The sequence below is a fragment of the Acidovorax sp. SUPP950 genome (assembly GCF_030158935.1).
Lineage (GTDB): Bacteria > Pseudomonadota > Gammaproteobacteria > Burkholderiales > Burkholderiaceae_C > Paracidovorax.
The window spans coordinates 38,663-59,921 of sequence record NZ_BQXE01000009.1; the positions used below are offsets into that span (position 1 = coordinate 38,663).

Genomic DNA, 21,259 nt, shown 5'->3' on the forward strand with positions numbered 1-21,259 from the left:
CAAGTAATATATTTGTAACTAAGGGATTCATATCTTGGCTTTTAGCAACCAAAGGATGTATGCAAAACTTAGCTGCGTATTTGTTTGAAGCTGATATAGACGATCCAAACAGTCGTTTGGATGTTCTTGATCATTTGATTGATAGCTGGCTGGAGAAAAAGGGCGTACAAGGGCCACGCACATCAGACGGCTACTTTGTGTCGAAGACTGGCGATGGCACTGGGCATTTCTCTCGGCAAATGGTCAAAAGTAGTGTTGGCTCCCTGAGTCAAGTAGAGCTAATGGAAAGCGTGGACGATGGTGCGATGTTCACAACTCGGATGCAGATTGCCACTACTGGACGTCGTATCGTCGTTTACGCCACGCTTTCAGCGACTCCAGCGGAGTCACGTGTAGCGCCGATCAGGGTTTATCCCCGATGCCCCCTTGTAATTCGCTCAATAATTGAAAAATTTGGAGATTGGAAATTTGCGGATCAATCAGTTCCATTGGCTCAAGCATTTGACGCTACCAGTTCGAAAAACGCAAAAATTCTTTGCGATATTCTCCGATCAGAAAGTCGCCGATTACCTGTGGTCGTTGTGTCAAACGATGAAGATGAGGCAATTTGGCCTGATCTTCAGACAAAAATTGCAGAGCATTTAGTTGGTTTAGCTGATACAGCTTTTGTGAGTGCTGAATCATCTTGGGTTTTGACTGATGAACTTGAGCAGCGTGATTCTTGCTATCTAGGTGCGGTTCGACTTTATTGGCCTGGTCGCAGGCATGACGGTTCATTGGCGGGCATTAATTGGATTGCATCAAAATTGGCTTCATTAGGAATTGATGATGGCGGGCGCAATCGATTTCTCGCCGCTTTGCGCCGAGAAATAATGTCTGTGGCCGCATTAACTATGGTGCCTCCTGTACTGTTTCGGGAGATTAGAACTTCTGCTGAAAAAGAGCGGCTTTTAGCTCTTGAGGAAGATGCTCGTGATTATGAATTGACATCAATAATTGAGGAAAATGCTCGGCTTTCGGTTGAGGTGGAGAAAGTCAATTCGATCAATCAATCTTTGCGGTGGAAGCTTGATCATCCTGGTTATCATGAAGTCGCCAATGATCAAAATGAAAGTGCTTCCGAATTCACTCATGAGACTATAAAAAAGAAAACTCCTACAGCGGGGAGCACTATTTACTATAAAAAGATTGGAAGCGGTGGCGGCGTCGATACACTTGTCCAAACTGCGTCTTGCAACCACAAAGAGTCAAATTGGAAACCTGCTTTCAAGGGGGATCAAGCTGAAAAAGGCCTGCATAAACTCGAAGGCAGGAATAATTGGAGAAGTATTGCCCATTGCTCTGCATGCACAGGTGGCGGCAGATGGAGGGTCAATTGGTAATAGCTGATTTCATATCGATATTTGCTCAGTCGCCGCTGTTGGGCCCTTAGACAAAAGCTGACTACTTTCATTGAATTGCCGTTTCGCAACTGTCGACGCAATCGCTTCCCCGACCTGCGTGGTGTTGGCCGTGCCCCCCCCAAAAAAAAATCCGGCGTCTTCGGCCCGGTCTTGATGACCTCCTCGATCGCCGCCACGATGGCATCGTGCGCCTGCCGTCCCGCGCCCTGGCCTTGCGTCAAAAAGTCCAGCATCAGCGCGCCCGATGGCAATGGAGTTGGCGATGTTTTGGCCTTAGATATCGGGTGCATGGGCTCGAACAAGCTGGGGAAGGTGCGCTCGGAGTTCAGATTGGCCGAAGGCGCCAGGCCGATGGTGCCGGTGGTGGCGGGCCCCAGGTCGCTGAGGATGTCGCCGACCAGATTGGTGGCGGCCACCACGTCGAAGCAGTCGAGCCGCACCACAAAGTGGGCTACTGGTGGCGAAGGCAACATGTTTCCTGGCGCCGCTTCGCGCAAGGGCTTTTCCGCAACAAAGCCCCTTATGTGCGCCACCGCACATAACGTCTACCGCGTTGTTCATATACTTTTTGAAACACATCCCAGCGAACAAGTCAAAAATATGTCCCGTGTGCCACTGCAGCCACTGCAACCTGAAGACGTCTCCAGCAACGGAATACTGCATGCGATGGCCGCAGACGATTTGCAGCGCTGGTTGCCCCTCATCGATGTGCTGGAGCTTCCGCTGGGGCAGGTGCTGTACGAGTCCGGTGCGGCGGTGCGGCACATCTACTTTCCGGCCACCGCCATCGTGTCGCTGCTGTATGTGATGGAGGACGGCTCTTCCGCGGAGATCGCCGTCGTGGGGCGGGAAGGCGTGGTGGGCATTTCCCTCTTCATGGGGGGCGGGTCGATCCTGAGCCGGGCCGTGGTGCAGAGTGCCGGCCGGGCGTTCCGCATCCGGGCCGATCGCATCCGCGGCGACGTGGCCAATCCGGCCATCCTGCCGCTGCTGCTGCGCTACATCCAGGCACTCATCACGCAGATGTCGCAGACCGCGGTCTGCAATCGCCACCACATGCTGGACCAGCAACTGTGCCGCTGGCTGCTGCTCAGCCTGGACCGGCTGGAGGGCAGCACGCTCGTCATGACGCAGGAGCTGATCGCTGGCCCATGCCGCAGGCGCGGCGTCGGGCGGGATCAGGTCGAAGGACTCGTACCCCGTTGACTCCCCGTGGCCGAGCCGGGCCTGCGCATCGGCGCGCAGCCGCCGGGCAAAGTGGTCGATGTCGGCCGCATGGTCGGGTGGAACCAGCAGGGCGGCGCTGTCGGTCGGGCGGCGCCATTCGCGGATGGCGGGCACGAAAGGCAGCAAGAACAGCGCGGCGCAGGCCGTCGTGAAGGCCAGCAGCATGGAAGGATATTCAGGCATTTTTGACCTCGTTGCGGTAACGCGCCGTCTTGTCCCACACCATCTCGCGCTTGAAGAGAGCGTCCAGAAGCAGGCTCCACACGGCGCCGGAGATGGCGAACAGGCTCACCATGAAGCCCAGCATGTTCAATGGCAGCAGCCGCAGGCGCCTGCGGTTGCCATCGATCAGCACCGCGATGACGATTTCGAAGAACGCGGCGAAGTTGCCCAGCGTGCCGTAGACCATCAGCGCGAACACGGGGATCAGTTGCGACAGCAGCGACCCCGCGTTGAGGAAGTAAAGCCCCAGCGCCAGGCACCAGCCGGCCAGCATGATGAGCGGGATCACGAAGACGAACAGCAGCAGCATTCCGTCCACGCGCTGGCCCAGCGTGAGGTAGGGGCTGGTGACGAACTTCCACCAATGCCGCGCCAGCACCTGGTTGTGCCCCTTGGCCCAGCGCTTGACCTGCTTGATGCGCACGGGCCATTCCTCGGGCACTTCCTCGTAGCACTCCGAGCGGTTGGTGTAGACCGTCTTCCAGCCGTTGAACATGAGCCGGAAGGTGATGTCGGTGTCCTCGGCCAGCGTGTCGTCGTGCCAGCCACCCACGGCCTCCACCGCCGACATGCGCACGCCCCCCACGGTGCCGCCGTACTGCGGCATCAGGTTCATGTTCATGCGCGCCTGCTGGTCGACCTGGTAGCCGGCCGAGCGCTCCAGGTCCAGCAAGCGGGTCAGCAGGTTCGCACCGCTGTTGACGGGCACCACGCGGCCCATCACCGCACCCACTTCCGGATCGAAGAAGGGCGCCACCAGCTGCTTGAGGAGCCCGCGCCCGGGTACGTAGTCGGCATCGAAGATGATGGCGATGTCGCCTTCGGCAAAGCGCAGTGCGTCCTTGAGCGCCGCCGACTTGCCCGGCTTGCCGCTGGTGCGGTGAAAGGGGGCCAGCCGGGACGGGAACCGTTCGTCGTAGCCGTTGATGATCTGCGCCGTCGCATCGCTGGAGCGATCGTTCACCGGAATGATCATCATGCGGTCGGCGGGGTAGTCGGTCTTGAGCAGCGCCTCGATGCAGCCGGCGATGACCTTCTCTTCGTTGTGCGCGGCAATGAACACGGTGATCATGGGCCACTGGGCCACCGCGATGTCCAGATAGGGGTGGCGCTGTGTGCCGACGAGCCGGCTCATGGTGAACGCAAAGTGTCGGATGCCGTACAGCACCATGAACAGCACCACGAACATGAGCAGGTAGGCCATCACGGCGGCGACCGGCTGCGCCGAATAGGCGGGAAGAAGTCCGAGCGGATGCATGGTGTCAGGCCGCCAGGGGCAAGGGCATGGGTGCCGCGGGCGCCAGGTGGCTCGCCAGCACGGAGACGATGCGCTGGCAGGCCTGGCCGTCGCCGAACGGGCTGTGCACCTGCGCCATTCGCCGGTGCGCCTGGGGGTCGCCCAGCAGCCGCGTGACGTGCGAGACGATGGCGTCGTACGACGGTCCGATGAGCAGCGCACAACCGGCCTGCACGGCCTCGGGCCGCTCGGTTTCGTCACGCAGCACCAGCACGGGCACGCCGAAGGTCGGGGCCTCTTCCTGCAGCCCGCCCGAGTCCGTGAGCAGCAGCCAGGCGTCGGCGAGCGCCTGCTGCATGTCCATGTAATCGAGCGGATCGCTCAGCCGGATGTTGGCGATGCCGCCCAGCAGTGCCTGCACCGGCTCGCGCACCACGGGGTTCTTGTGCACCGGAAACAGCACCTGCAGCCCGGGGTTCTGCCGCGCCAGATCGGCGATGGCGCGGCAGATGCCGCGCACGCCTTCGCCCTAGCTCTCGCGCCGGTGGAAGGTGACCAGCAGGTGCCCCCGCCCGGCGGCGCGGCGGCGCACCCCGTGGTGGGTGCAGGTCCAGTGCTGCGCATCCACCACGGTGTTGCCCGTCACGTGGATGCGTTCGTCGGGAATGCCCTCCGACCGCAGTGCGGTGCGTGAGCGCGAGGTGGGCGGAAAGTGGAACTGCGCGAGCCGGCTGATCATCTGGCGCAGCCCTTCTTCGGGAAAGGGCCTCGCCAGGTTGTAGGTGCGCAGCCCCGCCTCCACGTGGGCCAGCGGCAGTCCACGGTAAAAGCCCGCCAAGGCCCCGATGAACGCGGATTCGGTATCGCCCTGCACGATGACCAGCGCGTAGTCTTTCGCCTGCAGCACCCCGTCGATCTGGCGGCGGCAGCCGGCGCTGAATTCCTGCAGGGTGCTGCCTTCGCGGTGGAGCACGATGTCCGGCCGGATGGTGAAGCAATCGAGCATCTGGATGGCCATTTCGTCGTGCTGGCCCGTGTGCAGCCAATGCACGCGGGCCCAGCTGAGGGCCCGCAGCGCGTGGTACAGGGGCGCCAGCTTGATGATCTCGGGGCGCGTGCCCGAGACGATGAGAATGTCCTGCATGGCTCGATCCTTTGCGGTGTCGGGGGTGGGAGAGAGGAAAGAGGAAAAAGCCAGGCATCCCGGAGGGAAGTCGCAGTGCCGGCGCGCGCGCTGCAGTGGAGTGGCCAGAGCCCATGCTCCATCGGCCCGCTCTCCTTTTGCACGGCACGGGCGATGGTGCGTGCGGGTTGGAACGCGGTCTGTTCGCTGACCCACATAGCGTTGTAGGCGTGGGCCGCCTCGCCGCCTGGGTGCAAGAGAAGGGGCGGGTGCCGAAGGCGCGTGGCGGTGGAGCGCCTGCCCGGCACCGTTTCAGGGAGGGCTCAGGGAATGAATGCGGGGTTGCGTTGCGTGCGAAGCCGTGCCCGCGCCGGCGGCCTGGACGCGCCAGGACGTACGGCTGTGCAAGGTTGCACACGGCCGCGTGCCATCGGCCGCATGTGCTGGATCGGAGATGGGGCCGTTGGCCCTTGGCTGAGCACGGGCCGAAGCCAGGGCCGCTGGCAGGTCATGGCGAGGGAGCGGATCGCTGACGTGCCTGGCATGCGGCGCGAAGGCGTGACCCGAGTGGCCATGCGTGCGCTCGTCCATGCGCGCCCCGGCATCCGCCTCTGCCGCTGCCGCGGCAAGCGCCTGCCCGGCTGGCAGGGAGGACAGGACCTGCGTTGGAAAGAGGCGCTGGCAGCGCCCTCGTCGAAGGCGTGCCGCGCGTGGATCAGGCCCGTGCGATGTGTGCCGCGATGGCCTCGCCCACCTGCGTGGTGTTGGCCGTGCCCCCTAAGTCGGGCGTCTTCGGCCCGGTCTTGATGACCTCTTCGATCGCCGCCACGATGGCATCGTGTGCCTGCCTTCCTGCGCCCTGGCCTTGCGTCAAGAAGTCCAGCATCAGCGCGCCCGACCAGATCATGGCGATGGGGTTGGCGATGTTTTGGCCGTAGATGTCCGGTGCCGAGCCGTGCACGGGCTCGAACAGGCTGGGGAAGGTGCGCTCGGGGTTCAGGTTGGCCGAAGGCGCCAGGCCGATGGTGCCGGTGGTGGCGGGCCCCAGGTCGGAGAGGATGTCGCCGAACAGGTTGGTGGCCGCGACCACGTCAAAGCGCCCGGGCTGCAGCACGAAGCGCGCGGTGAGGATGTCGATGTGCTGCTTATCGAGCGTGACCTCGGGGTAGGCCTTGGCGATGTCGTCGGCGCGGGCGTCCCACCAGGGCATGCTGATGGCGATGCCGTTGCTCTTGGTGGCGAGGGTGACGTGCTTTTTGGCGCGGCTTTGCGCCAGGTCGAAGGCGAACTTCAAGAGGCGGTTGGCGCCGTGGCGCGAATAGACCGATTCCTGGATGACGATCTCGCGGTCGGTGCCCTCGTACATGATGCCGCCCAGGGACGTGTATTCGCCCTCGGTGTTCTCGCGCACGACGAAGTAGTCGATGTCGCCGGGCTTCCTGCCGGCCAGGGGGCACGGCACGCCCTCAAAGAGGCGCACGGGGCGCAGGTTGATGTACTGGTCGAACTCGCGGCGGAACTTGAGCAGCGAGCCCCACAGGGACACGTGGTCGGGCACGGTGGCGGGCCAGCCGACGGCGCCGAAGAAGATGGCGTCCACGCCGGCGAGCTGGGCCTTCCAGTCGTCGGGCATCATTTTTCCGTGGGCGGCGTGGTAGTCGCAGCTGGCCCAGTCGATGGTGCGGCATTCCAGCTCGAAGCCGAAGCGCTCGGCGGCGGTCTGGATGGCCCGCAGGCCTTCGGGCATGACTTCCTTGCCGATGCCGTCGCCGGGGATCACGGCGATCTGGTACTTGGTTTTTTGCATGGGGGTCCTTGTGGAAAAAAGCAGAGCGGCAGGTGCCGGATGGGGGCATTGTTCGGCAGTGCCTCGCAAAATACAATCCGCCGCCTGTGGTCTCATTCTTCACACTTCGTGCACAAAATTCCTTCCAACGACGACCTGCGCGTGTTCACCGTGGTGGTGCGCAAATCGAGCTTCGGCGAGGCTGCGACCGAGCTGGGCACATCGCCCGCCTATGTGAGCAAGCGCATCCGACTGCTGGAGGAGGATTTGGCCGTCAAGCTGCTGCACCGCACCACGCGCCGCGTGGTGGTGACGGAGGAGGGCGAGCGCGTCTTCCACTGGGCGCAGCGTATCCTGGACGATGTGGACCAGCTGCTGCAGGAGGTGGCCGTGACGCGGCGCGAGCCACGCGGCCTGCTGCGGGTGAGCTGCAGTTTCGGCTTCGGGCGGCGCGTGGTGGCGCCGGCGTTGTCGCGGCTGGTGGAGCGCCATCCGGCCCTGCAGGTGCGGCTGGAGGTGTTCGACCGGCTGGTGGACGTGGCGGGCGAGGGGTTCGACCTGGACGTGCGCGTGGGCGACGAGATCGCGCCGCACCTCATCGCGCGGCGGCTGGCCGACAACCACCGGGTGCTGTGCGCGGCGCCCGCCTATCTGGCGCGCCATGGCACGCCGCGCACGCTGGCGGAACTGTCCAGCCACGACTGCCTCGTCATCAAGGAGCGTGACCACCCGTTCGGCGTGTGGCGCCTGCGCAGCGGCGGCGTGGAAGAGTCGGTGAAGGTGCGCGGCCCGCTGTCGGCCAACCACGGGGAAATGGTGGTGCAGTGGGCCGTGGACGGCCGCGGCATCACGCTGCGCTCGCTGTGGGACGTGGGACCGCAGTTGCGCGCGGGGCATCTGGTGCCGGTGCTGCCCGAGTGGCGGCAGGAGGCGAATGTGTGGGCGGTGTATCCCACGCGGCTCCATCTGTCGGCCAAGGTGCGCGTGTGCGTGGAGTTTCTGCAGGAGCACTTCCGCCAGGAGTGGGCGGCCGGCGGCGACGGCGCACCCATTGGCGCGGTGGGCGGTACGGGGGAATGAGGAGGGAGATATGGCGGGGTGCAGCGCGCTGGCACCCCGCTTTGCAAGGACGCGCATGGCACGCGTCCCGAGGGCCCGATCAGCCGGCCAGCGCGGCCTTCACGGCGGCGGACACCTGGCCCATGTCGGCCTTGCCGGCCAGCCGCGTCTTCACCACGCCCATGACCTTGCCCATGTCGCTGGGGCCCGCGGCACCCAGTTCAGCCACGATGGCTTTCACGGCGGCCAGGGTTTCGTCGGCCGACATGCGCTCGGGCAGGTAGGCCTGCAGCACGGCCGTTTCAGACTTTTCCTTGTCGGCCAGGTCCTGGCGGCCCGCGCCTTCGAAGGCGGTGATGGAGTCCTTGCGCTGCTTGATGAGCTTGTCCAGGATGGCGACGACGGCGGCGTCGTCCAGCGTGATGCGCTCGTCGACTTCCTTTTGCTTGATCGCCGCCTGCAGCAGGCGGATGGTGCCCAGGCGCTCGACGTCCTTGGCGCGCATGGCGGTCTTCATGTCTTCGGTGATCTGTTCTTTGAGGCTCATGGTGTTCTCCGTTCAAACCAGGGGTGGGTGGGGTGGCGCGCTGTGCCCCAAACGAAAAAACCCGCGCTTGGCGTCCCTAGCGCGGGTTTTGCGGCGGTGAGGCCGACTCTGTCAGAGCTTAGTACAGCTTCTTGGGCAGCTGCATGCTGCGAACGCGCTTGTAGTGGCGCTTGACGGCGGCGGCCTTCTTGCGCTTGCGCTCGGCGGTGGGCTTCTCGTAGAACTCACGGGCGCGCAGGTCGGTCAGCAGGCCGAGCTTTTCGATGGTGCGCTTGAAGCGGCGCAGGGCGACGTCAAAGGGTTCGTTTTCTTTTACGCGGATGGTGGTCATTAGCTAATGGTTTCCAAAATGTGCCCACAGAGGGTATCCAGGAGATCGGGCCTGAATGCCGTGTGCAGCGGGTTCCCCGTCTGTAACTAGTATTGGCCGACGGGGTATTGCCAGCAAAGCCGAAGATTATAGCCCTGTAATCCGCTCTGTCGATGACTGCGTTCCGATCGCGTGGCCATCGGGCGTGTGGCTTGGAATTTGCATGGGGCTCTGGTGGCGCTGATTCGATTCATCCCCCCGTTCGTTCCCGCAACCGCCCCGCGCCTTTCTTTCCCCGCGCGGGGCCCCAAGCACGACACCATGGCAATCATGCACCGCGTATCGGGCTGGCTGGGCCGGCTCAGTGTGGGCCGCAAGCTCATGCTCATCTACCTGCTGGACCTGACGGCCGTGATCTACGTCTCGGGCATCCTGATCCACGAGAAATTCCTGGCCATCGATTTCGCGCGCAAGGAGATCGTGGGCACCGCCTACGCCTCGGTGGTGCGCGACGGGCTGATGGGAGCGTTCATGGAGGGCGACGGCATTGCGGGCATCCTGCTGATCGACCGGCTGGCCGCGGTGCGCAGCGCGCACGACGGCGCGCTCAAGACCGGCGAGCCGGCTGCGCGCTTCGAGGCGCTGTTGCGCCAGTCGGCCGCCGGCGACCCCGCGGGCGAGGGGGGGGTGGGCGAGCCGGTGCGTGGACCGCTGCTGCGCCAGGGGCGCGAGCTGCTCACCACCGTGGGCAACCAGTCCAACCTGATCCTCGATCCCGACCTGGACAGCTACTACGTGATGTCGTTGATCCTGCTGCGCTTTCCGGAGTTGCTGCAGGTCACGCACGACACAGCGGCCTTCCTGAATGCGCCCGGTGCCCGCCAGGGCGACCACCGCGCGGCCGAACTGCTCACGCTGGCGGGCCGGCTCGATGCGGTGATGCTGGGCATCGATGCCGACTACGATCAGGCCTTCATCGCCGGCTCGCCCGCGCTGCGGGCGGCGCTGGACGCGCAGCGCGCGGCCTTGCGCCAGGCCGGCAACGATCTGCAGGCGCTGCTGCAGGGCATCGCCCAGGGCGAGGGGCGTACCGCGGCAGCCGAGCTGCCCGCACGCCAGCGTGCGCTGCTGGGCGCGCTGCAGACGGCGTGGGTGCAGGGCACGGCGCAGCTCGACCGCCTGCTCTACGCCCGGGTGGACGACCTCTTCGCGCGCATGTGGCTGCACCTGGGCACGGCCGTGCTGCTGCTGGGCTGCATCCTGAGCCTGGTCACGCTGGTGGCGCGGCAGATCGCCAAGCCCCTGCAGCAGCTGGCCCGGGTGGCCGACGAGGTGCGCCGCAGCGGCGACCACACCCTGCGCGCGCACTGGATCAGCCGCGACGAGATCGGCCGGCTGGTGACGGCCTTCAACGGCATGCTGGCGCAGCTCGACCGCGAGCGCGTGCTGCAGCAGGAGCTGGCCGCCAGCGCGCGCGCCGCCGAGGCCCAGCGCGAGCTGGTGGAGGCGCTGCCCATTCCGATGGTGGTCACCTCGGTGCCCGAGCACGAGGTGCTGCACGCCAACGCCCCGGCCGGCCTGTGGCTGAACGGCACCACGCTGGACCCCTGGCGCACGGGCATGGAGCCGGGCGTGCGCGCACGCTTTTTCCAGCGGCTGGCCGACCAGGGCGTGGTGGACGAGTTCGAGGTGCGCTGGAAGGGCAGCGCCGAGCCGCTGTGGGCCGTGCTGTCGGCCCGGCGCCTGCACTTCCAGGGGCGCGATGCCATGCTGACCGCCTTCACGCCCATCAACGTGCTCAAGGTGATGGAGCAGCGGCTGGAGCTGTGGGCCAAGGTGTTCGAGGCCTCGTCCGAGGGCATCATCATCATGGCGGCGGACCAGAAGATCCTGAGCGTGAACAAGGCGTTCTGCCGCAGCACGCACTACGACTTCTACGAGGTGATCGGCGAGAACCTGGGCTTCCTGCTGGAGGACCCGGGCGAGCCGCCGCTGGGCGCGCGCATCGCCCGCACGCTGCTGGACAAGGAGTCCTGGCAGGGCGAGGTGCGGTTCCGCCGCCGCTCGGGCGAGACCTACCCGGCCTGGCTGATGGTGTCGGCGGTGCGCGAGGGCGGCAAGGGCGGCGCCGTGGCCAACCACATCGGCATCGCCATCGACATCACCGACCGCAAGCGCAACGAGGAGCGCATCCAGTTCCTGGCCCACCACGACGTGCTCACCGAGCTGCCCAACCGTTCGCTGTGCGTGCAGCGGCTGCAGGCGGCCATCGCGCATGCCGCCATCACGGGCGAGCGTGTGGCGGTGCTGTTCATCGACCTGGACCGCTTCAAGTCCATCAACGACACGCTGGGCCACCACATCGGCGACGGACTGCTGCGCTCGGTGGCGGCGCGGCTGCTGCAGGCCGTGCGAACGCACGACACCGTGAGCCGCCTGGGCGGCGACGAGTTCGTGATCGTGATGCGCGACGTGGAAGGCCCGGACGACGTGCTGCAGGCCGTGGAGCGCCGGCTGATCCCGCTCATCCGCCAGAGCCATCCGGTGCAGGGGCACGAGCTGAACGTGTCGTGCAGCGTGGGCATCGCCGTGTACCCCGACGACGGCACGGGGCTGGACGAGCTGATGCGCCGCGCCGACGCCGCCATGTACGAGGCCAAGACCACCGGCCGCGACATGGCGCGCCTGTATTCGCTGGAGACCGACCGGCGCGTGCAGGCCCGCCAGGCCATGGAGCAGATGCTGCGCCGCGCGCTGGAGCGCCACGAACTGGAGCTGCACTACCAGCCGCGCGTGGACACGCGATCGGGCCGCCTCACGGGCGTGGAGGCGCTGGTGCGCTGGAACCACCCGGTGCTCGGCCAGGTGCTGCCGGGCGAGTTCATCCCCATCGCGGAAGAGGCTGGCCTGATCCGTGCGATCGGCGGCTGGGTGCTGGAGCAGGCCTGCCTGCAGTGGACGCGCTGGCAGGCCGCGCACGGAGGCGGGCGTCACGCCGCAGGCCCGGCAGCGCAAGGCGCGGAGGAGGGCCAGGCCATCGCCCACGACGCCCGGCGGGCGAGGCCGCCCGTGGCGCTGGCGGGGCTGCCGGTGTCGGTCAACCTCTCCGCCGCGCAACTGGCCGACCCGGCCCTGGTGCCCGACATCCGCGCCCTGCTGGCGCGCTGCGGCATGCCCCCCAAGTGGCTGGAGCTGGAGCTGACCGAGTCGCAGCTGATGGAGAACGCCGAGGCCACGCAGCAGCAGCTGGCCGCGCTCAAGGGGCTGGGCGTGCAGCTGTCCATCGACGATTTCGGCACCGGCTATTCGAGCCTGGCGTACCTCAAGCGCTTTGCCATCGACAAGCTCAAGGTGGACAAGTCGTTCATCCGCGACATGCTGACCGATGGCGCGGACATGGCCATCACCCGCGCCGTCATCGCACTGGGCCACACCCTGGGCCTCAAGGTGGTGGCCGAAGGCGTGGAGGATCTGGCCACGGCGCAGGCGCTGGATTCGCTCGACTGCGACGAACTGCAGGGCTACCACTTCAGCCAGGCGCTGCCCGTGCCGGCCCTGGAGGCCTGGGTGCGGGGCTACGCGGGCGAGCGCCCGCGGCTGGCGCTGCTGCCGTCGTGAACCGTGCGCGAATCGGCCGGCGCCTGCGCGCGCTCGTTCAGCCCGTAGTCGCGCAGCACGGCCGCCACGCGCAGGCGATAGTCGGCGAACACGCCCGCGCGGCCGGCGGCCTGCGCCTGGCGATGGCTCTCGCACTGGCGCCACTGCGCCACTGCGCCACGGCGGCCTCGTCGCGCCAGAACGACAGCGACAGCAGCTTGCCCGGCTGGCTGAGGCTCTCGAACCGCTCGATGGAAACGAAGCCGTCCATGCGCTCCAGCTCGCAGCGCAGCGAGGCGGCGGTGTCGAGGTAGGGCTGGCGGCCTGCGGCACTGGGCACGACCTCGAAGATGACGGCGATCATGCGGCGGCCCCGGCGGCGGGCGGCTCCCCTGCGGATGCCAGCAGCGACAGCGGCGGGTGCGGCGGCAGGGCGGGGCGCTGGAACGTGCCCTCCACCACCTCGGCAAAGGTGCGCTGCTCGCGCAGGATGAAGCGCTGGCGCTGCGCCCGCTCGAAGTTGGCGCGGCCTTGCGGGTCGGTCCGCAGCCGTGCGCGGTAGGCCTCGTAAGCGGCCAGGCTGTCGAACGCGATCAGGCCCCAGGCCTCGTCGTTGGTGCCCTCGCTGGGCACGAAGTAGCCCAGCAGGTGGCCGCCGCAGCGCGGAATGATGTGGCCCCATTGCGCGGCGTACTCGCGAAAGGCGGCGATCTGGAAGGGGTCGAGCTGGTAGCGAATGAAGCAGGTGAGGGCCATGGAGGGTTCCTTGGGTAGAAGGTCGGGGGCGAAGGCACGGGGCCGGCGGGGCGCCGCATCCGCACGGCATGGCCGCCATTGGGCCGCGTTCCGCGGGGTCGATGCTTCGCCGTGGAACGAAGCATCCCGGCCGGCGCCTGCGGCACACTGGCCGGCATGAACACCAACCAGATCGCGCACATCGCCGCGCTCGTGGGCGAGCCGGCGCGCACCGGCATGCTGCTGGCGCTGATGGACGGGCGGGCGCTCACGGCGCGCGAGCTGGCCGATGCCGCGCACATCACCCCGGCCACCGCCAGCCGGCACCTCGCGCTGCTGGTGCAGGCGCGCCTGCTGTCCGTGCAGAGCCAGGGCCGCCACCGCTACCACCGCCTCGCCTCGGCCGAGGTGGCGCGGCTGCTGGAGGGGCTGATGCAACTGGCCGCGGGCCAGGCCCCGCCGGCGCGCCCGGTGGCGGTGGGCCCGCGCGATGCGGCGCTGCGCAGGGCGCGCACCTGCTACGACCACATCGCCGGGCGCCTCGGCGTGGCGGTGGCCGAGCACCTGCTGCAAGAGGGCGCGATCGTGTTCGACACCGAGGCGGGCGGGCAGGTGACCGACCGGGCCGCCACCGTGCTCGGGCGCCTGGGGCTGGACCTGGCGGGCCCGTCCGCTGGCCCGTCGCAGCGGGGCCTGCGTCCGCTGTGCCGCCCGTGCCTGGACTGGAGCGAGCGGCGTCCGCACCTGGCCGGGCGCCTGGGCGCGCTGGTGTGCGCGCACTGCCTCGACCAGGGCTGGCTGGTGCGCCGCGAAGGCTCGCGCGCGCTCGCCATCACCCCGCCCGGGGCCGCCGCCCTGCAGGGCTGGCTGGGCACCACGCGCTGGAGCGGCGTGGTGCAGACGCCATCGCCCGGCGCCTGAAACGACGAAGGCCCGATCGGGCCCGGGCCCTCCCTGGCCTGCAGCGGCAGCCGCCCGGCCCACCGCGCCGGTGCGTTGGCAAAGGCCTCGTCGGCCCGCTGTCGGCCAACGCGCATGGCCATTAGGCGCTCCATCCGACAGGGCCTGCACGGCCCCCAGCCGCGTAATCGGGGGCCACGCCCCATTGCCCGCCGAGCCCCGCATGCCACCCCCTTCGATCCATCGATTCCGACACCGCCATCCACTGCGCGCCCGCCCTGGCTTCCTGGAGCGGGCCGCTGCCCCGCACCGCCGCAGGCCTGCGTCGAAGGCGGTCCATGTCCGATAAGCCGTCGCCCTCCGCCCAAGACCTGGCCACGCCAGCCAGCAGCGCCTCCCCCGATGCAGGGCAGGATCCTCCGCCGTCCGGCGGCTGGGGCTCCGTCAGAGCGGTCGCCGGCACCTTGCTGCGCGATCGCCCGGGCGTCACGGTGATCAAGGCGCTGGCCCTGCAGAACAAGCACGACGGTTTCACCTGCTCCAGTTGCGCCTGGGCCAAGCCGCTGCATCCGCATCCCGCCGAGTTCTGCGAGAACGGTGCGAAAGCGACGTCGTGGGAGCTGACGGACCGGCGCCTGGACGCCGCCTTCTTCGAGGCCCACCCCTTGGCGGAACTCGCCGGCTGGACCGACCACGCGCTGGAGGCGGGCGGGCGGCTGACGGTTCCTCTGCGCTACGACGCCGGCCGGGACCGGTATGTTGAGGTCTCCTGGCAGGAGGCCTTCGACGGCATCGGCCGGGAACTGAAAGCGCTGCAACCCGATGCGGTGGTGTTCTACGCGTCGGGCCGGGCGTCGCTGGAGACGTCGTACCTGTGGCAACTCTTCGCCCGGCTGTATGGGACCAACAACCTGCCCGACAGCTCGAACATGTGCCACGAGAGCACATCGGTCGGCCTCAAGCAGTCCATCGGGTCGCCGGTGGGCACGGTGGACCTGGACGACTTCGACCAGTGCGACGCCATCTTCTTCTTCGGCCAGAACGTCGGCGTGTCCAGTCCGCGCATGCTGCATCCCCTGCAGGACGCGCGGCGCCGGGGCGTGCCCATCGTGACCTTCAATCCGCTGCGCGAGAGCGGCCTGGTGGCGTTCAACAACCCCCAGTCGCCGGTGGACATGCTCACGCCGGGCAGCACCGCCATCAGCACGCAGTACCTGCAGGTCCGGCCCGGGGGCGACATCGCCGCGCTGACCGGCCTGTGCAAGTTCGTGATCGAGGCGGACGACGCGGCGCTGGCATCGGGCGGCCCCCGCGCCATCGATGCCGGGTTCGTCGCCGAGCACACGCAGGGCTACGACGAACTCGCGCAGGCGATGCGCGCCGCCTCGTGGGCCGACATCGAAAGCGACTCCGGCCTGTCCCGCTCGGCGCTGGAGGAGGCCGCACGCACCTACCTTTCGGCCGAACGCGTCATCGGCATCTACGGCATGGGGCTCACGCAGCACCGCGAGGGCGTGCTCAACGTGCAGATGCTCGCCAACCTGCTGCTGCTGCGCGGCAACGTGGGCAAGCCCGGTGCCGGGCTGTGCCCGGTGCGCGGGCATTCCAACGTGCAGGGGCAGCGCACGGTGGGCATCACCGAGAAGCCGGAACTCGCCCCGCTGGACCAGCTGGCCTCGCAGTTCCAGTTCGAGCCCCCGCGCAAGAAGGGCCTGGATACCGTCGCCGCCTGCCGGGGCATCCTGGACGGGTCGGTGCGGGCGTTCCTCGGCCTCGGCGGCAATTTCGTGCGCGCGGTGCCCGAGACGGCGCTCATCGAGGGCGCGTGGCGCCGGATGCGGCTGACCGTTCAGATCGCGACCAAGCTCAACCGCAGCCACGTGATGCATGGCGAGGTGGCCTACCTGCTGCCGTGCCTGGGCCGGGTGGAGATCGACCGGCAGGCCAGCGGCGAGCAAACGGTGTCGACCGAGGATTCGACAGGTTTCATGCACCCCTCCCGTGGCGTGGCCGAGCCGGCGGCCGCGACGCTGCGCTCCGAGCTGTCGATCGTGGCGGGCATCGCGCAGGCCACCCTCGCGCCGAACGCCTGCGTTCCGTGGGCCGGGTGGACCGACGACTACGCCCGCGTGCGGGACGCCATCGCGCTGACCTTCCCCAGGATCTTCCACGACTTCAACCGCCGGTTGGCCGTCCCGGGCGGCTTCGCGCGGCCCATCGCGGCCCGCCATCGGGTGTGGGAGACCGACAGCGGCAGGGCCGCTTTCGTCGCGCCCGGCGGCCTGCAGGCCGATCCGGACCAGGTGCCCACGCCCGTGGACGGCGAGGTGCTGCGCCTTTTCACGATCCGCAGCGACGACCAGTTCAACACCACCATCTACAGCCTGAACGACCGCTTTCGCCGGATCGAGGGCACGCGCCAGGTGCTGTTGATGAATGCCCACGACATCGAGCGGCTCGGCTTGCAGGCCGGCGCCCGCGTGACGGCGCGCACGCAGTGGCGCCAGGACGATGTCCGCCGCGAGGTGTCCGGACTGACCGTCGTGGCCTACGACCTGCCGCGCGGTGCCGTGGCGGGCTACTACCCCGAACTCAATCCGTTGATGCCCCTGGACCACCACGCCAGGGAAAGCCACGTTCCCGCCGCCAAGTCCATTCCCGTCCGCCTGTTCCCAGGCTGATGCGCCCGCCCCCACCCTCTCATTGCCAAGGACCCGCCATGCGCCAAGACCCCGCCAGCCAGTCGCCCGTTCGCTACCACCCTGCCGTCGAGCAGGCCGATCCCGACGAGCCGCAGGTTTTCGCCGACCTGGACCAGACGCTCGCCAAGATCCGCGAGACGACGTTCGAGCACAGCGGCCACGCGCGCCGCAGCGTCCATGCCAAGGCGCACGGCGTGCTGCGGGCGCAATTGATGGTGCTGCCGGACTTGCCCGAGCCGCTCGCCCAGGGGCTGTTCGCCCGGCCCGGCACGTACGACGCCATCCTGCGGTTCTCCACCAATCCGGGCGACGTGCTGGACGACAAGGTGTCCCTGCCCCGGGGCCTGGGCTTGAAGGTCCTCGGCGTCGAGGGCGCGCGGCTCCCGGGTTCGGAGTCCGACACCACCCAGAACTTCGTCTTTGCGGACAGCCCGGTCTTCGCCGCGCCCACGGCCCGGAAATTCCTGAGCAACCTCAAGCCCCTGGCGGCCACGACCGATGTGGCGGAGGGGGCGAAGAAAGCGCTGTCGGCCACCCTGCAGGTGGCGGAGAGGGTCGTCGAGGCCTTCGGCGGCAAGAGCGGCAAGCTGATCTCGCTGGGCGGGCATGCCCCGACGCACGTGCTGGGCGCCACCTTCTTCTCGGGCGCGGCCTTGCGGCACGGCCAATACATCGCCAAGCTGTCGCTGGCGCCGGCATCGGACGCCTTGAAGGCGCTGGTGGACCAGAAGGTCGATCTCGACGGCCGGCCCGATGGCCTGCGCGAGGAGGTGGTCCGCTTCATGGCGGTGAACCCCGCGCAGTGGGACCTGCGGGTGCAGCTGTGCACCGACCTGGAGTCGATGCCGGTCGAAGACGCGTCCGTGGAGTGGCCGCAGGAACAGAGCCCCTACATCACCGTGGCCCGGCTGGTGGCGCAGCCGCAGACCGCGTGGAGCGAGGCCGTGGCCGCCGTGTCGGAAGACGGGCTCTTCTTCAGCCCCTGGCGCGGTCTGGCGGACCACCAGCCCCTGGGCAACGTGATGCGCGCCCGCAAGCTGGCATACGAACGCTCGGCGCAGTTCCGCGCGGACCGCAACCAGACGCCCGTGCGCGAACCGAGCGAGATTCCGCCGTCCATCGGGCGCGCATGACCGCAGGCCCTGGCCTCGTGCCGGGGCCCGGGCTGGCGCCGGTGCCCGTGCCGGCGGGGCTCAGCCGCCCGGCAGCGCCTGCGCACAGGCATGCGCGCTGGCCCAGGCCCACTGGAAGTTGTAGCCCCCCAGCCAGCCGGTCACATCGACCACCTCGCCGATGAAGTACAGCCCCGGCTGGGCCTTGGCCTCCATGGTCTGCTGCGACAGCGCCCGCGTGTCCACGCCGCCCAGCGTCACCTCGGCCTTCTTGTAGCCCTCGGTGCCCGTGGGCACCACCTCCCAGCGCGACAGCCGCTCCGCCAGCCGCGCCAGCGCCTTGTCGGAGGCCTCGTTGATGGGCCGCTGCCAGTCCGCGTCCTGCTGCACCCAGGTGTCGGCCAGGCGGCTGGGCACCAGGCCGGCCAGTTCGTTGGCGATGCGCTTTCTCGACCGCGCCTTGGCCTGCGCGAGCAGGGCGGGCAGGTCGGTGCCCGGCGCGAGGTGGATGGACAGGGGCAGGCCCTCCTGCCAGTAGCTGGAGATCTGCAGCACCGCCGGGCCCGACAGCCCCCGGTGGGTGAACAGCAGGTCTTCGTGGAAGGCCATGCGCGCCTTCCTGGCGCCCGTGGAAATCTCCACCGGCAACGCCAGCCCGGCCAGCTGAGCGTAGGGCGCCCAGGCATCGCCGTCGAACGTCAGCGGCACCAGCCCCGGGCGGCGCTCCACCAGCGGGATGGCGAACTGCTGCGCGATCCGGTAGCCGAAGTCGGTGGCGCCGATCTTGGGGATCGACAGCCCCCCGGTCGCCACGACCACGCTGCGGGCCAGCACGGGACCGCGATCGGTATCAATTTGATAGCAAAACGCCCTAGTGGAATCTGCGCTGGAGGCCGAAAAGACCACATTTTTCACCCGGCACGGCTGCCAGCGCTGCACGCCGCCCGCGGCGCATTCGGCCAGCAGCATCTGGATGATGTCCTCCGCCGAGCGGTCGGCGAAGAGCTGGCCCTTGTGCTTTTCGTGGTGGGCGATGCCGTGCCGGTCCATCAGCGCGATGAAGTCGGCCGGCGTGTAGCGCGACAGCGCCGAGCGGCAGAACTGCGGGTTCTGCCCCACGAAGTGCTTGTGCGGCGCGGCCGGGTCCAGGTCGCGGTTGGTGAAGTTGCAGCGCCCGCCACCCGAGATGCGGATCTTCTCGGCCACTTTTTCAGCGTGGTCGATCAGCAGCACCGAGAGGCCGCGCTGCCCCGCCTGCGCGGCGCAGAACAGGCCCGCCGCGCCGGCGCCGATGACGACGGCGTCGAACCGCCGCGCGGTGTCCGCCGTGTTCATGGAAGCCACTAGCCCTTCCACGTGAACGGAAACTTGAGCTGCTTCATGAACCCGTTGGGCACGTAGTCGCCCAGCACGCCGTAGTGCTCGGGCCAGAGCTTGGTGCTCTTGACCGCCGTGCCGAAGGCGTAGTCGATGAAGGCGAAGTGCGCCGCGTAGTTCTTGTCCAGCGCCTCCTGGTCCTGGCTGTGGTGCCAGTGGTGGAAGTTGGGCGTGACGATCAGGTAGCGCAGCGGCCCCAGGCGCACGCTCACGTTGGCGTGGTTGAACACGGCCTGGAAGCCCACGATCACGATGTACGCGTCGATCACCTCCTTGGAAAAGCCCAGCACGTAGATCGGTGCCAGCACCAGCGTGCGCGTGATCAGCAGCTCCAGGATGTGCTGGCGCGAGCCGGCCATCCAGTCCATGCTTTTCACGCTGTGGTGCACCGCGTGCAGGCGCCACAGCACCGGCACCTCGTGGTAGGCCCGGTGCGTCCAGTACTGCACCAGGTCGGCCACCAGGATGATGAGGAACAGCGCCACCCAGAAGTTCAGCCCCTGCACCCAGCCGCGGACGCCGTCGCTCGCGGCCCAGCCGAAGAACTTGTGCACCAGCAGGTTGGTGGCCAGCAGCACGAAGCCCACCACCATGTGGTTCACGATGAAGTGGTGGAAATCGGTCTGCCACTCGGCGCGGAACACCGGCTGGTCGCGCCGCAGGGCGAACAGCTTTTCGATGAAGATGAAGATCAGCGCGCTGCCCAGCAGGTCGAGGATGAACCAGTCCAGGCCGATGTAGGGCGTGTTGTCCGCGAAGTCGTTCACCGGCACCTTGTGCCCGCCCAGCAGCGCGGTGGACACCACCAGCAGGAAGGCCGCCGCCGACAGCCAGCGCGAGCGGTTGAACAGCATGTTGACGAGCGAGATGCCGCCCGCCGCCACCAGCGCGGCCAGCATGATCATGCGGATCACGTCCACGTTGTAGCTCTTGCGCAGCTCCGGCGTGGTGAGGTATTGCGGGAAGTGGAAGGCCAGCACCCCCAGCATGCACAGGATGGCCAGCGACAGGGCGATGACGCCCGAGACCAGGCCGCGGCCGGTGCGCAGTTCGCCATGGCTGGCGGTGAGTTCGTTGAGTTTGTCGAGCATTTTTTCTCCGGGCGGGAACGCCGGGCGCGAGTGTAGCGAAGCCGCATCACCGGCCCGATCCGCGCCACGCAAGGCCCGTGCCGCGGGCCCTCGCGCTTCTAAAATCGCGCGCCATGACGATCAACCTTCCGGCCAACCAGCTCAGCATGACCGTGCTGATGTCCCCCGACATGGCCAACTTCTCGGGCAACGTGCACGGCGGCGCGGTGCTGCGGCTGCTGGACCAGGTGGCCTACGCCTGCGCCACGCGCTACTCGGGCTGCTACGCCGTCACGCTCAGCGTGGACCAGGTCACCTTCCTGCAGCCGATCCACGTGGGCGAGCTCGTCACCTTCCTGGCCTGCGTGAACTACACCGGCAACTCGTCGATGGAAGTGGGCATCAAGGTGGTGGCCGAAAACATCCGCACCCAGGTGGTGCGCCACGTGAACAGCTGCTTTTTCACCATGGTGGCCGTGGACGAGGACCGCAAGCCCGTCGCCGTGCCGCCCCTGTCGCCCTCCACCGCCGACGAGCGCCGCCGCTGGGAGGCCGCGCTGCTGCGCAAGGCCCTGCGCAAGGAGCAGGCCGAGCGCTTCGAGCAGGTGCGGCTGGCGGCGGCGGGGCCGGCCGGCCTGTAAGAGGTAAGAGACGCCAGACTCGCGGTGGCCGTGCGCCGGTGCGCGCACGGCTTCGCATGGTGGCATGCCCCGGTCGGGCCTGCCGCCCACCATGCTCCCCCACCGCCCGCCCGAGGGCAGGGGCGCCAGAGGAAGCGAGCCATGGAAACGACCGACCGGGCCGCTTCCCGCCAGAGCCTCGAACACCCGTTGCCATGCGCCGCTGCGAGGC

15 protein-coding genes and 4 pseudogenes are annotated in these 21,259 nt (G+C 67.7%); 9 read left to right on the forward strand and 10 right to left on the reverse strand.

Features of this window, described 5'->3' with window-relative positions; translation table 11 throughout:
• The first annotated feature begins 59 nt into the window (after positions 1-59).
• On the forward strand, positions 60-1,382 hold the full coding sequence (locus AVME950_RS22560) for a hypothetical protein (protein ID WP_284431534.1): 1,323 nt from the start codon (positions 60-62) through the stop codon (positions 1,380-1,382).
• 78 nt (positions 1,383-1,460) lie between these two features.
• Here AVME950_RS22560 and AVME950_RS22565 read toward each other — a convergent pair.
• A pseudogene (locus AVME950_RS22565) lies at positions 1,461-1,855 on the reverse strand (isocitrate/isopropylmalate family dehydrogenase); the annotation flags it as partial.
• Between the two features lie 214 nt (positions 1,856-2,069).
• Here AVME950_RS22565 and AVME950_RS22570 point away from each other — a divergent pair.
• Positions 2,070-2,573: pseudogene (locus AVME950_RS22570) on the forward strand (Crp/Fnr family transcriptional regulator); the annotation flags it as partial.
• 42 nt (positions 2,574-2,615) lie between these two features.
• Positions 2,616-2,819: a hypothetical protein gene (locus AVME950_RS22575; protein WP_284431535.1), complete on the forward strand. Its 204-nt coding sequence runs from the start codon at positions 2,616-2,618 to the stop codon at positions 2,817-2,819.
• Here the strand turns inward: AVME950_RS22575 and AVME950_RS22580 are convergent.
• The 3 genes and pseudogenes from AVME950_RS22580 to AVME950_RS22590 all read right to left on the reverse strand — a co-directional run bounded on the left by AVME950_RS22580 (position 2,806) and on the right by AVME950_RS22590 (position 7,019).
• The gene (locus AVME950_RS22580; RefSeq protein ID WP_284431536.1) at positions 2,806-4,110 is read right to left on the reverse strand and encodes a glycosyltransferase family 2 protein; all 1,305 of its coding nucleotides are present in this window, start codon (positions 4,108-4,110) and stop codon (positions 2,806-2,808) included. The genes AVME950_RS22575 and AVME950_RS22580 overlap by 14 nt on opposite strands.
• A gap of 4 nt (positions 4,111-4,114) precedes the next feature.
• Positions 4,115-5,233: pseudogene (gene wecB / locus AVME950_RS22585) on the reverse strand (non-hydrolyzing UDP-N-acetylglucosamine 2-epimerase).
• Between the two features lie 694 nt (positions 5,234-5,927).
• Complete coding sequence (locus tag AVME950_RS22590; RefSeq protein ID WP_284431537.1) at positions 5,928-7,019, reverse strand: tartrate dehydrogenase; 1,092 nt, start codon at positions 7,017-7,019, stop codon at positions 5,928-5,930.
• Between the two features lie 108 nt (positions 7,020-7,127).
• On the opposite strand from AVME950_RS22590, the gene AVME950_RS22595 reads away from it, so the two are divergent.
• Positions 7,128-8,078, forward strand: a complete 951-nt coding sequence (locus tag AVME950_RS22595; RefSeq protein WP_284431538.1) for a LysR substrate-binding domain-containing protein — start codon at positions 7,128-7,130, stop codon at positions 8,076-8,078.
• Between the two features lie 79 nt (positions 8,079-8,157).
• On the opposite strand, the gene AVME950_RS22600 is transcribed toward AVME950_RS22595, so the two are convergent.
• Positions 8,158-8,604 (reverse strand): GatB/YqeY domain-containing protein, encoded by a 447-nt coding sequence (locus AVME950_RS22600; protein ID WP_284431539.1) that lies wholly within the window; start codon positions 8,602-8,604, stop codon positions 8,158-8,160.
• A 118-nt stretch (positions 8,605-8,722) separates the two neighbouring features.
• Positions 8,723-8,935 (reverse strand): 30S ribosomal protein S21, encoded by a 213-nt coding sequence (gene rpsU / locus AVME950_RS22605; protein ID WP_007833691.1) that lies wholly within the window; start codon positions 8,933-8,935, stop codon positions 8,723-8,725.
• Positions 8,936-9,235: 300 nt separating this feature from the next.
• On the opposite strand from rpsU, the gene AVME950_RS22610 reads away from it, so the two are divergent.
• On the forward strand, positions 9,236-12,532 hold the full coding sequence (locus AVME950_RS22610; RefSeq protein ID WP_284431540.1) for an EAL domain-containing protein: 3,297 nt from the start codon (positions 9,236-9,238) through the stop codon (positions 12,530-12,532).
• Here the strand turns inward: AVME950_RS22610 and AVME950_RS22615 are convergent.
• Both AVME950_RS22615 and AVME950_RS22620 read right to left on the reverse strand, forming a co-directional pair.
• Positions 12,490-12,875: pseudogene (locus AVME950_RS22615) on the reverse strand (antibiotic biosynthesis monooxygenase family protein). The gene AVME950_RS22610 and the pseudogene AVME950_RS22615 sit on opposite strands and share 43 nt — an antisense overlap.
• Positions 12,872-13,267 (reverse strand): NIPSNAP family protein, encoded by a 396-nt coding sequence (locus AVME950_RS22620; RefSeq protein WP_284431541.1) that lies wholly within the window; start codon positions 13,265-13,267, stop codon positions 12,872-12,874. The pseudogene AVME950_RS22615 and the gene AVME950_RS22620 overlap by 4 nt, the downstream one beginning before the upstream one ends.
• A gap of 156 nt (positions 13,268-13,423) precedes the next feature.
• On the opposite strand from AVME950_RS22620, the gene AVME950_RS22625 reads away from it, so the two are divergent.
• From AVME950_RS22625 to AVME950_RS22635, 3 genes are all read left to right on the forward strand, one after another.
• Entirely contained in the window at positions 13,424-14,167 is a 744-nt protein-coding gene (locus AVME950_RS22625; protein ID WP_284431572.1) for an ArsR/SmtB family transcription factor, read from the forward strand.
• A 317-nt stretch (positions 14,168-14,484) separates the two neighbouring features.
• A complete protein-coding gene (locus AVME950_RS22630) occupies positions 14,485-16,827 on the forward strand; it encodes an FdhF/YdeP family oxidoreductase (RefSeq protein ID WP_284431542.1) in 2,343 nt (780 codons plus the stop codon).
• Positions 16,828-16,865: 38 nt separating this feature from the next.
• Positions 16,866-17,981, forward strand: coding sequence for a catalase family protein (locus AVME950_RS22635; RefSeq protein ID WP_284431543.1), 1,116 nt, complete (start codon positions 16,866-16,868; stop codon positions 17,979-17,981).
• A 60-nt stretch (positions 17,982-18,041) separates the two neighbouring features.
• Here AVME950_RS22635 and AVME950_RS22640 read toward each other — a convergent pair whose 3' ends face one another.
• Positions 18,042-19,295 (reverse strand): BaiN/RdsA family NAD(P)/FAD-dependent oxidoreductase, encoded by a 1,254-nt coding sequence (locus tag AVME950_RS22640; RefSeq protein WP_284431544.1) that lies wholly within the window; start codon positions 19,293-19,295, stop codon positions 18,042-18,044.
• Between the two features lie 8 nt (positions 19,296-19,303).
• Positions 19,304-20,428 (reverse strand): sterol desaturase family protein, encoded by a 1,125-nt coding sequence (locus AVME950_RS22645; RefSeq protein WP_284402889.1) that lies wholly within the window; start codon positions 20,426-20,428, stop codon positions 19,304-19,306.
• A 119-nt stretch (positions 20,429-20,547) separates the two neighbouring features.
• Here AVME950_RS22645 and AVME950_RS22650 point away from each other — a divergent pair, with 119 nt between their 5' ends.
• On the forward strand, positions 20,548-21,048 hold the full coding sequence (locus AVME950_RS22650; protein WP_284402939.1) for an acyl-CoA thioesterase: 501 nt from the start codon (positions 20,548-20,550) through the stop codon (positions 21,046-21,048).
• Positions 21,049-21,259: the final 211 nt, after the last annotated feature.